Raw genomic sequence first — 11,084 nt, 5'->3', positions numbered from 1 at the left:
GATGTTGTCCTACTGCACCAACGTTCATCCTGCCGAAGACCTCGACGGGGTCCGCGCCCAGCTCGCCGAGCACGCGGCGCCCATCCGCAAGAAGCTCGACGTGGACGTGCTCGGCGTGGGCCTGTGGCTGGCGGCGGACGTCGCCGAGCAGCTGTCCGCGGACCCGGGCGCGGTGCGCGGGCTGAAGTCCGAGCTGGACGGACTCGGGCTCGCCGCGGTCACGTTCAACGCCTTCCCGCACCGCGGATTCCACGACCCGGTGGTCAAGCACCGGGTGTACGAACCGCGCTGGACCGAGCCGCAACGCCTGCACCACACCCTGCGCTGCGCCGAGATCCTCGCCGCACTGCTGCCCGAAGGCGGCCGGGGCAGCATCTCCACGCTCCCGCTGGGATGGCGCACGCCGTGGACGACCCGCGACGAGGACGCGGCCCGGCGCAACCTCGACCGGGCCGCCGCCGGACTGCGGGAGCTGGAGGACCGGACCGGCCGCCGGGTGCGCCTCGCGGTCGAACCGGAACCCGGTTGCCTGCTGGACACCGTCGCGGACGCGCTGGCGTGGCTGCCCGGCTGCGACACCGACTACATCGGGCTGTGCCTGGACACCTGCCACTTGGCGGTGTCCTTCGCCGACCCGGCCGCGACGGTGCGGGCGATCACCGGCAGCGGCGTCGACGTCGTCAAAGTCCAGGCCTCCGCCGCGCTGCACGTCGACGATCCGGCCGCGGCGCGCGGCGAACTCGCCCGCTACGCCGAACCCCGCTACCTGCACCAGGTTCGCGAGCGCACCGCTGAAGGCGTCCGCTGCTGCGACGACCTGCCCCAGGCGTTCGACGAACTCCCCGGAACCGGGCCGTGGCGCGTGCACTTCCACGTCCCCGTGCACTGGGCCGCCGAAGGCCCGGTGCGCCCGACGACCGACGTGCTGCGCGACGCCCTCGCCGCGCTGGCGGATCCGCTGCCGGACGTCGAAGTGGAGACCTACACCTGGAACGTGCTGCCCGAACCACCGGAGGACCTCGCCGACGGCATCGCGGCGGAGCTGAGGTTCACCCGGCGACTCCTCGACGAACGGAGCACCCGGTGAAACCCGTTCTGCTGCTCGACGTCGTGGGCCTGACCCCGGCGCTGCTCGCGCACATGCCGAACCTGCGGTCCGTCGCCGACGAGGGGTGGCAGGCCGAACTGGGCACCGTGCTCCCGGCGGTCACCTGCAGCGCCCAGTCCACCTTCCTGACCGGGACGATGCCCGCCGAGCACGGCATCGTCGGCAACGGCTGGTACTTCCGCGAGCTCGGCGAGGTCTTCCTGTGGCGCCAGCACAACCGGCTCGTGCACGGCGACAAGGTCTGGGACACCGCGCGCCGCGATCACCCCGGCTACACCGCGGCGAACGTGTGCTGGTGGTACGCGATGGGAGCGAGCACGGACTGGACCGTGACGCCGCGGCCGATCTACCACGCCGACGGCCGCAAATCCCCCGACTGCTACACCCGCCCGCCGCAGCTGCACGACGATCTCACCGCCGAGCTCGGACCGTTCCCGCTGTTCCAGTACTGGGGCCCGACCGCGAGCATCGCCTCCAGCCGGTGGATCGCCGCCGCGGCGGGCCGCGTCCTGCGCGAGCACCGGCCCGACCTGCTGCTGTGCTACGTCCCGCACCTCGACTACGACCTGCAGCGCCACGGCCCGCGCAGCCCGCAGGCGCGCACGGCGGCCGCGGAGGTCGACGCGGCCCTGGCCGGGCTGCTCGCGCAGGCCCGCGATGCGTCGGCGACCGTCGTCGTGCTCAGCGAGTACGGCATCACACCGGTGCACCGCCAGGTCCACGTCAACCGGGAACTGCGCCGGGAGGGCCTGCTCGAAGTCCACACCCAGGCGGGCATGGAGTACCTCGACCCGTGGGCTTCGCGGGCGTTCGCCGTCGCCGACCACCAGACCGCGCACGTCTACGTCCGCGACCCCTCGGACGTGCCGCGCGTCCGCGACCTGGTCGCGGGGCTGCCCGGCGTCGACGAGGTGCTCGACCGGACCCGGCAGGCCCGCTACGGCCTGGACCACCCGCGAGCGGGCGACCTCGTCGCGGTCGCCGAACCGGACTCCTGGTTCACCTACTACTACTGGCTCGACCAGGACCGAGCCCCCGATTTCGCCAGGGGAGTGGAGATCCACCGCAAACCCGGCTACGACCCGGCGGAGCTGTTCCTCGACCCCGACGACCGCTGGGTGAAGGCCAAGGCCGCGCTGAACCTCGCGAAGAAGAAGACGGGCCTGCGCTACGCCATGAACGTGGTGCCGCTGGACGGACGCGCCGTCCAGGGCTCCCACGGTCGCCTGCCGGACGATCCGGCCGACGGACCGGTCCTGCTGTGCTCCGCCCCGCGCGTGCCCGCCGCCGTGGAACGCACCGGCCGCCTCGCGGCGACCGACGTCCACGACCTGGTGCTCCAGCTGCACGGAATCCGCTGACAACGATGCCGTTGAAAGGACCACTCATGCCGCTGCCCCGCAGAACCCTGCTGCACACCGCCGCGTTGCTCGCCGCCGCCGGAGCGACCGGCGCCGCGACGACCACCGCCGCCGCCGCCACCGGCCACGGCCGCATCCCGCACCACGCCATCAGCATCCAGCTCTACACGCTGCGCGCGCAGCTGGACGAGGACGTGGCGGCGACGCTGCGTCAGGTCGCCGACATCGGCTACCGCAGCGTGGAAACGGCGGGCACCCACGGGCTCACCACCGCCGAGTTCCGCACGATCCTCGACGACCTCGGACTGCGCGCCACCTCCGGGCACTCCGACCTCGAAGGTGACGTGGACGCGCTGATCGAGGACGCGCACACCCTGGGCCACCGCCACCTGGTCGTCCCGCACGCGGAGTTCGACACCGCAGACGGCTGGCGCGCCTTCGCCGACCGGCTCAACGAAGCGGGCAGCAAGTGCCGCGACGCCGGTCTGCGCTTCGGCTACCACAACCACGACCACGAGTTCGCCCCGATCGACGGCGTGCTCCCGTACGACATCCTGCGCCGGCGCACGGATCGGCGGCTCGTCCACTTCGAACTCGACCTGTACTGGGCGGTGCACGCGGGCCAGGACGTGCTCGCGCTGATCGACGCCGAACGCGACCGCATCCGCCAGCTCCACGTCAAGGACCGCACCCCGAGCGGCGACATGGCCGACCCCGGCACCGGGACGATGGACTTCCCGGAGATCTTCGACCACGCGAGGGCCCACGAGTTCATCGTCGAGCACGACAACCCGACCGACGCGCTGAACACCGCCCGAGTCGGCTACGACTACCTCCGCAAGGTCCGTTGGTGACCCGCTCAGGAACCCGCTGAGGCCGTCGCTCACCCACCCGAACACCACCGCCGGGACACCTCGCCCTGACCGGTTCTCCCGCGCCCGCAGGGGAGGGCCGGGGTCCCCGTCGAACCCTGGTGGCCCTCCCCGTGCGGGTGGTTGCGGTGGCGATGACATGATCGTCCTTCGTGGACTTGGACCGGTTGCTCGGACGGATCGTCGATGAGGTCGCCCCGCTGCGGGGAGCGGGGTCGGCCGCGGATTACATCCCGGCGCTCGCGCGGGTCGATCCGGGGCGCTTCGGCATCGCGATCGCCGATCTCGACGGCCGGGTGCGCGGGGCGGGGGAGTGGGAGGCGCCGTTCTCGGTGCAGAGCATCTCGAAGGTCTTCACCCTCGCGCTCGTGCTGGCCGGTGGCGACGACGAGTCGCTGTGGCGCCGCGTCGGGCGGGAGCCGTCGGGCAACGCGTTCAACTCGCTGGTCCAGCTGGAGCACGAGCGGGGCATCCCGCGGAACCCGTTCATCAACGCGGGCGCGTTGACGGTCACCGACGAGCTGGTCTCGCTGGCGGGGGACGCCACCGGCGAGCTGCTGGCGTTCCTGCGCGCCGAGAGCGGCAACCCGGACCTGCGGGTCGACGAGGAGGTGGCCGCTTCCGAGGCGGCTCACGGGGACCGCAACCTGGCGCTGACCCACTTCATGGCGTCCTACGGCAACATGCGAAATCCGGTGGCGACGGTGCTCGACCAGTACGTCCGGCAGTGCTCGATCGAGATGAGCTGCCGCGACCTGGTCCGCTCGGGACTGTTCCTCGCCGCGCGCGGCGAGCGGCGGGACGGTTCGGAGCTGGTCACGCGCAGGCAGGCGAAGCGCATCAACGCGATCATGCTGACCTGCGGGACCTACGACGCCGCGGGGGATTTCGCCTACCGCGTCGGCATTCCCGGCAAGAGCGGGGTCGGTGGCGGCATCCTCGCGATCGTGCCGGGCCGGTGCGCGGTCGCGGTGTGGAGTCCGGGGCTCGACGAGCGCGGCAACTCGGTGGCCGGTGTCGCGGCGCTCGACCACTTCACCACCTTGACCGGTTGGTCGGTCTTCTGACGTCGGTGCCGCGAGGCGGGTGGGGTGGCGGTCGCCTGCGGTGCGCGGTTGAAGCCCACCTGCTGCAGTCCCGCCGCGAACAGCACGGCCGGCAGCAGCTCGTTGTCGGTGAAAGCGCTGATGGCGCTCTCGGGAATCATGTGCAGCACGAGACCGGTGGCGCCGGGCATCTGCTCGCCCTCGGTCCGAGCGTCGACGCCCGACATGCCGAGGGTGTTCGGGTCGACTTCTCAGCGTCACCCGCGCCAGGAGTACACGATGGACTGATCGTTTCGCCACGTCGAACGCGGAGTGCTCCCCGCACGGACTGCGTGCCGCTGGGATCGAAGGGGGAACGTCATTGGCCCGTGGGCGTCTTCGCACTGCCGACCGTGTCGAGGTGGCGGCGCAGGGCTTCGGCCGCATCGCGCGAACGAGCAAGGATACTGACCCCTAGAAGCCCCTGAATCCCGCTGCTGCCCGTCTTGGCGCTCATCGGGCTCCTCGCGACGGCTCACCGCCCGGCGGCACCACGGCGACCGGGCACGTGGCGTGGTGCAGCACCCCGCGCGACACCGAACCCAGCAGCATCTCGGTGAACCCGCCGGATCCGCGACGCCCCACGACCAGCAGGCGCGCACCGGTGGCGGCTTCCGCCAAGGTGGTGATCGGATCCATCGAGCTGGTGAGCCGCCGGAGGGTGACGTCCGGGTGCCTCGGGGCGAATCCCGCGACCGATTCGGCGAGCACCAGTTCCGCGCGGTCGACCAGTTCCGTGCGGTCGGGCTGGCCGTAGGGCCCCGGGATGAAAGCGGCATCCGGCGACGCCTGCACCGCGAGCACGTCGCAGCGCAGCGCTTCCGCCGCTTCGCAGGCGAACTCCAGGGCGCGGTTCCCGCCGGCCGACCCGTCGACCCCGGCCACGACGGTCTCGTGCCGCACCTGCTCGGCCGCCCCGCGCACCACCACCGCGGGGTTCGGGGAGCGCGTCGCCACCCCGAGCGCCACCGAACCGAGCACGGCGTCGTGGAACGCGCGGTGACCACGTGAACCGAGCACCAGCAGCGGCGCGCGGCCCGCCACTTCCAGGAGCCGCGGAACCGGTCGGCCGATCAGGACCTCGTCGCGCACCGGCACGCCGAGGCGCTGCCGGGTGCGGGCGGCGAGATCGACGAGCCAATCCGGGTGGGCGTCGGCCGGGAGCGGGTCGGCGACGACCGTGCTCAGCACCAGTTCATCGCCGCAGAGCTCCGCGTTCGCACAGACCCACTCGACGGCCCGTTCCGATTCGGGCGTGCCGTCCACGGCGACCGCGCACCCGCGTCTCCCGATCGGCATCGCACCCACCCCCGCCTCCAGGCTGGCAAAGGCGCGCACGGGTGGCATCTCGGCGCCCCTTCGTCGGCAACGGTCGAACGGATGCCGATCCCGAAGCGGAGGTGGCGACCGTTTAGCCGGCACGCCATCGGAGGCCCTTCCCGATCTGGCGCGGAGTTCGTCGGCGAGGATCATGCGACGGGTGGGTTGAAGCGGTGGGCCGACGGCGCCACCCGTGGAGAGGAGTTACCCGGTGCTCAGCAGCGAGCTCGCCGAACTGGCCGGGGTCACCGTGCGCACGCTGCGCCACTACCACCAGATCGGCCTGCTGCCCGAGCCGCCGCGCTCGGCCGGGGGTTACCGCCACTACGACGTCGGCGATCTCGTCCGGCTGCTGCGCGTCACGCGGATGACCGCGCTCGGAATCCCGCTGTCGGAACTGCCCGGCGTGCTGGACGACGCGGTGGCCGCCGACGAGCTGCTCGGCGAGCTCGATCGCCGGGCAGCCGCCGACATCGAGCGGCTCACCGCCCGCCGGGCGGCCATCGCCGCGCTGCGCCGCGCCGGAGCACCGCCCGACCTCCCACCGGAGCTGTCGTCGTGGCGGTCCGACCCCGCCGCGGGAACTCCGGCGGACATGGCCCGCTTCGAGCACGAGCAGCTGGTGCTGGCAGGCCACCTGCTCGGTGCTGACGGCCCGGCCGGGCTAGCGGCCCTGCTGAGCGACGGGGTGGTGGTCCCCGCCGCGCTGACCGAACGCTTCTACGGCCTCGGCCCCGCCACCGCGGACGACGAGGTCGCTGCGCTGGTCGACGAGCTGGTCGCGCACCTGGCCCCGGCCGTGGCGCGGCTGGCCGAGATGGCTCCGCTCGGCTCGCGGGCATCGGCGCTGCTGGCGGAGTTGAACGAACGGACCCTGCGCCCCGAGCAGAACCTCGCGCTGCGCGAGGTCGAGCGGCGACTCGCGACGGACGAGGCGGGGAACGCCGGGCGGTCTTGAACGACGGCCTAGGACCTGCCGACCCGCCCGAACCGTGGCGTGGCTCACCTCTCGCGGCCTTGAGTCCGACGCGACGTCAGGGACTGGGATCAGGAGGTCCGATACCCGATGTCCGGAGGCCCACCATGTCGTCCTCACCCGCGCTGATCCCCGTCGAGGAGTTCTTCACCGCACCGTCGCGCACCCGCGCCCGGATTTCACCGGACGGCACGAAAATCGCCTACCTGGCCCCGTGGCGGGATCGGCTCAACGTGTTCGTCCGCGCTTCGGCGGGAGGCTGGCCGGAGACCGAGTCGGCGGACGACCCGGCTTCGTGGCGCGCCACTTCCGAGGAACGCCGCAGCATCGAGTCGTTCTTCTGGACCGCCGATTCCCGGTTCTTGCTGTTCACCCAGGACCGCGACGGCGACGAGAACGCCCACCTGCACCGCGTCGACCTGGCGCACCCGGACGAGCCCGCGGTGGACCTGACTCCGATCGACGGGGCGCGGGTGCTGGGCACCCAGTTCTGCGCTGACCGGCCCGAATCGGTGTTCGTGCAGCTCAACGCCCGCCGCGCCGACCTGGGAGACCTGTACGAGCTGGAGTTGGACACCGGCCTGCTGGTCCTGATCGCCGAGAACCCGGGCGACGTCACGGGCTGGGTGCGCACTCCGACGGGACGAATCCTGACGTTCGGCTTGGCCGATGACGGCACCCATCTGCTGTCGGAGTGGAACGCCGGCACGTCCACGCTGATCACCCGGTTCTCCGGTCTCGACCACCCCTTCGCTCCGCTCCCGTTCGCGCCGACCCCGGACGGCACGGGGTTGTGGATCGGGTCGCCCCGCGGTTCGGACCGCACCCGCCTGGTGAAGGTCGACCTGGCCGGCGGCGAGCAGATCGGCGTGGACGGCCACCCGGTGTTCGACCTGGACACGCCCCGCCCCGAAGCCGACCCGCGCTTCCCGTCCTCGCTGATCCTGCACCCGGTCACCGGGGAACTGCTCGGAGCCCGCTACCTCGGCGCACGCCAGGAGATCCACGCGCTCGAACCCCACTTCGCAGCAGTGCTGCCGAAGCTGGCGGAGCTCTCCGACGGCGACCTGGCCCACGTGTCCTGCGACGCCGAGGCCCGGCGCTGGGTAGTGGACTTCACCCACGACCGCGACCCCGGAGTCACCTGGTACTACGACCACGCCACCGGCACCGCCGAGCGCCTGTTCCGCCCCTACCCGCACCTCGATCCAGCCCACCTGGCTCCGGTCACCCCCGTCACCGTCACCTCCCGCGACGGCCTGGACCTGCCGTGCCACCTCACGCTGCCGATCGGGGTGGAACACCGCGACCTCCCGACCGTGGTGCTGCTGCACGGCGGCCCCTGGTACCGCGACAGCTGGGGCTACGACCCCGAGGTCCAGCTCCTGGCCAACCGCGGCTACGCCGTGCTGCAGGTCGACTTCCGCGGCTCCACCGGCTACGGCAAAGCCCACACCCAGGCCGCCATCGGGCAGTTCGCCGGCCGTATGCACGACGACGTCATCGACGCCCTGGACTGGGCCGTCGAGCAGGGCTGCACCGACCGCGACCGCGTCGCGATCTACGGTTGCTCCTACGGCGGCTACGCCGCACTGGTCGGAGCCGCGTTCACCCCGGACCGTTTCGCCGCCGCGATCAGCTACACCGGCATGTCCGACCTCACCGACCTGGTCCGGTCGGTCGTCCCGTTCGCCCGGCGCTCGGTCGTGAACAGCTACCTGCGCTACATCGGCGACCCCGACGATCCGGCGCAGGAAGCCGACATGCTCGCCCGGTCCCCGATCAGCCGGGTCGACGCCATCACCGCACCGGTCCTGCTCATCCACGGCGCCAACGACGTCCGCGTCCACCGCAGCAACGCCGACCGCATCGCCGCCGCCCTGCGCGCCCGCGACGCAGAGGTGGAGTACCTGCTCAACGACCGCGAAGGCCACTGGTTCGTCAACCCGGACAGCAACATCGAGCTCTACGCCACCCTGGAGCGCTTCCTAGCCCGCCACCTCGGCGCCCGCGTCCCCGACGAAGCCTGAACCGACACCGCCACCTCTTCGAACTCACCGGCGGCACGCACGTCCGAGCACTCCCGTCCGGCGGCCGCAGGCACGGCAAGGCGAGTCATTGGGTGTGGGGCCGCATTCGGTCAAGGTCTGGTGGCGAGGGCGCGGGCGTAGGTGAGTCCGGTGCCGCCCATGGCTTTCGTGCGGTTCCACATGGCCTGCGTCCGGGGCACGGGGAGCAGGACCTCGTAGTCGCGCCGGAGGATCGTGCGCAACGACTGGCGTGCGAGGCGGTGGTATCGCTGGACGAACCAGCGCGATGAAGGGTGCACCAGTCGCCACCAGTCTTCGGACTCGGTCAGCAGCCGGTCGACGCGGTCCGCCTGGCAGCGGGCGAGCAGCCGCAACGCACCCGTCGTGACCCCGCCGGACACGGCGGTCCGCAGGCTTTCGCGGGTCAAGCCGCACTGCGCCAGATCGTCTTCCGGCAGGTAGACGCGCCCGAGTTCCAGGTCCTCGCCGATGTCGTCGAGGAAGTGCAGCAGGTACAGGGCGTGGCTGAGCGAGATCGCGCGGTGCTCGGCTTCGGCCGTGGACGGTTCGAGCAGGAGGTTGATCCAAGCAGCCGGTTCCCCGCTGACCCACCGCATGTAGTGCTCGAGGTCGCGGTAGGCCTGGTAGGACGTCACGTGCAGGTCGCTGCGGAGCACTTCCAGGAAGTGCCCGAGGGAATCGGTCGTGATGCCCCAGGTCGACGCGAAGTGGGTGAACGCGGCCGCGATGCGACCGTCCGTGGTGGTGCTTCTCGTCCGGTGCCGCGGGGCCGCGAGCAAGGTCTCCTGGAAGCGGTCGAATCGCTGGGCACGTTCCTCCGGAGTCCGCTCCGGAGCGTCGATCAGGTCGTCCGCGTGGCGGCAGAAGGCGAGAGCCGCGTCGTAGTAGGGCCGTTTCGCCACGGGCAGCAGGCACCGGGTGGTCGGGTAGGCGGCCGGGTTGCGCCTGCGCACTCGGGCGCTGCAGGCCGCATAAGCCTCGACCAGGAGCGGGTCGGTGATCCCTGCGGCGGCCAGCTCGTACTTCCTCATGGTGCTCGCCTGATTCCGCCGGCGTCCTCCGCGAGGTCGGCATCACCCGCGTTGAAGATCCAGGTTTCGCATTGTGTTTCCACGTCGGCCGGTTTCCGTGCGCAGTGGTCGTAATTGTCCGGCATGCTTGTTCACTCCTTTCCCGGGAAATGTGAAGCGCGGCGAATGACCGCGTACGCCTGGCGGGATGAGGGGCTGAGCGCTGCCTTCCCGGAGAAGATGAGGTCCGCCAGCAGAAGTCGTTGATGGTAGAAGTTCAGCGAGGACGTGACGTTGAACATCTCGGCCGAAGCCAGGAAGAACGGGAGTTCGCCGATCAGGTACCGCATGGCCCGGTTGATCTGGTCCTCGGTCAGCGGCCCGTCGAATCCCCGTGCGGTGAGCACCTTCCTGCTCGCCAGCGCGCACGTTTCCCGAAGGTTCTCGTCGGCCGCCAGTGCTTCCTCACACTCCGCGAGCGTTCGCCGGTAGGTCCCGTGGGAAGCCAGCTCGGACATCCGGTGCAGGCCGTCGCCCTCTCTCGGCCCGCCGCAGTTCTCCCAGGCCCTGCGAACTCTGTTGCGCAGCACATTGGTCTCGCCCCGCGCCTTCGTCGCCGCGCGCTGCGGGGAGTAGCCGAGGGCGCGGTAGGTGTGTTCCAGCGCGGAGTCCGGAACGACGACATCGCCCCGGGCGAACTCCTCGCAGAGCCAGCCCAGCAGGTCGGTCAGCAGTGCGACCTGGAAGTAGCTGTTCCCGGGGCTGACCCCGAACAGCGCGTGCTGCCGCTGCTCCCAGATCGCACGGCATGCGTCCGTGAACGGTTCGACGATGAAGGGCGCCCGTCGAGAAGGCGGAATGTCGTTGTGGTCCCCCGGGACGATCATGTGCCGCGCTCCTGCTCCGTGCGTTCTCGGTTCTGCGGATCGTCAATGGGATTCGCAGCGCGGCAAGCGTGCGGCGGCCCCCAGTGCCGGTTCCGCCGCCCCCACGACTCCGATTCTCAAGCAGAGATTACCGATGGCCGTTTTTGCGGGCATCCGGGAATTGTGGCCCGTCGTTCTGGCGGGTGACTTTCTGCGCGGTCCAGGTCCGGAAAGTCGGAATTAATTCTGCAATGGGGTCGGTTGTCACCTTTGCGGGCGCACCGCGGCACACCGTCATCGTTGAACTGCCGCGTCATACGTGGGAGGGATCGCCCCCACTGGTGTCCGGGAGGGGACTGAAGTCCCGCTGCGTAGCGGGTCCGTGCAGAGCGCCTTCCGATGCTGCGATCGCAACGTCCTCCCGTGCGGTGCTGG

Annotated in this window: 10 protein-coding genes; 6 read left to right on the top strand and 4 right to left on the bottom strand. The window is 71.1% G+C overall.

The features are described 5' to 3' along the window. Window position 1 precedes the first annotated feature (1 nt). From eboE to BJ969_RS16140, 4 genes are all read left to right on the top strand, one after another. The gene (eboE, locus tag BJ969_RS16155; RefSeq protein ID WP_184479733.1) at window positions 2-1,087 is read left to right on the top strand and encodes a metabolite traffic protein EboE; all 1,086 of its coding nucleotides are present in this window, start codon (window positions 2-4) and stop codon (window positions 1,085-1,087) included. Then, the gene (locus BJ969_RS16150; protein WP_184479732.1) at window positions 1,084-2,469 is read left to right on the top strand and encodes an alkaline phosphatase family protein; all 1,386 of its coding nucleotides are present in this window, start codon (window positions 1,084-1,086) and stop codon (window positions 2,467-2,469) included. Before eboE ends, BJ969_RS16150 begins: the two co-directional genes overlap by 4 nt. A gap of 26 nt (window positions 2,470-2,495) precedes the next feature. Next, on the top strand, window positions 2,496-3,323 hold the full coding sequence (locus BJ969_RS16145; protein WP_184479731.1) for a sugar phosphate isomerase/epimerase family protein: 828 nt from the start codon (window positions 2,496-2,498) through the stop codon (window positions 3,321-3,323). A gap of 170 nt (window positions 3,324-3,493) precedes the next feature. Next, a complete protein-coding gene (locus BJ969_RS16140) occupies window positions 3,494-4,408 on the top strand; it encodes a glutaminase (RefSeq protein ID WP_184479730.1) in 915 nt (304 codons plus the stop codon). Window positions 4,409-4,745: 337 nt separating this feature from the next. On the opposite strand, the gene BJ969_RS16135 is transcribed toward BJ969_RS16140, so the two are convergent. Together BJ969_RS16135 and BJ969_RS16130 are read right to left on the bottom strand one after the other, a co-directional pair. Continuing rightward, window positions 4,746-4,883, bottom strand: a complete 138-nt coding sequence (locus BJ969_RS16135) for a hypothetical protein (RefSeq protein ID WP_184479729.1) — start codon at window positions 4,881-4,883, stop codon at window positions 4,746-4,748. After that, window positions 4,880-5,725: a universal stress protein gene (locus BJ969_RS16130; protein ID WP_184479728.1), complete on the bottom strand. Its 846-nt coding sequence runs from the start codon at window positions 5,723-5,725 to the stop codon at window positions 4,880-4,882. Before BJ969_RS16130 ends, BJ969_RS16135 begins: the two co-directional genes overlap by 4 nt. A 232-nt stretch (window positions 5,726-5,957) precedes the next feature. Here BJ969_RS16130 and BJ969_RS16125 point away from each other — a divergent pair, with 232 nt between their 5' ends. Together BJ969_RS16125 and BJ969_RS16120 are read left to right on the top strand one after the other, a co-directional pair. After that, a complete protein-coding gene (locus BJ969_RS16125; protein ID WP_184479727.1) occupies window positions 5,958-6,704 on the top strand; it encodes a MerR family DNA-binding transcriptional regulator in 747 nt (248 codons plus the stop codon). 125 nt (window positions 6,705-6,829) lie between these two features. Beyond that, on the top strand, window positions 6,830-8,752 hold the full coding sequence (locus tag BJ969_RS16120) for a S9 family peptidase (protein WP_184479726.1): 1,923 nt from the start codon (window positions 6,830-6,832) through the stop codon (window positions 8,750-8,752). Window positions 8,753-8,862: 110 nt separating this feature from the next. Here BJ969_RS16120 and BJ969_RS16115 read toward each other — a convergent pair whose 3' ends face one another. Then, complete coding sequence (locus BJ969_RS16115; RefSeq protein WP_184479725.1) at window positions 8,863-9,804, bottom strand: phytoene/squalene synthase family protein; 942 nt, start codon at window positions 9,802-9,804, stop codon at window positions 8,863-8,865. A 131-nt stretch (window positions 9,805-9,935) separates the two neighbouring features. After that, window positions 9,936-10,670 (bottom strand): tRNA-dependent cyclodipeptide synthase, encoded by a 735-nt coding sequence (locus BJ969_RS16110; RefSeq protein ID WP_184479724.1) that lies wholly within the window; start codon window positions 10,668-10,670, stop codon window positions 9,936-9,938. Between the last annotated feature and the right edge of the window lie 414 nt (window positions 10,671-11,084).

Source organism: Saccharopolyspora gloriosae, assembly GCF_014203325.1.
GTDB classification, from domain to species: domain Bacteria; phylum Actinomycetota; class Actinomycetes; order Mycobacteriales; family Pseudonocardiaceae; genus Saccharopolyspora_C; species Saccharopolyspora_C gloriosae.
Note: the sequence above shows the minus strand (reverse complement) of the source record. Positions and strands in the feature narration are given on the sequence as shown.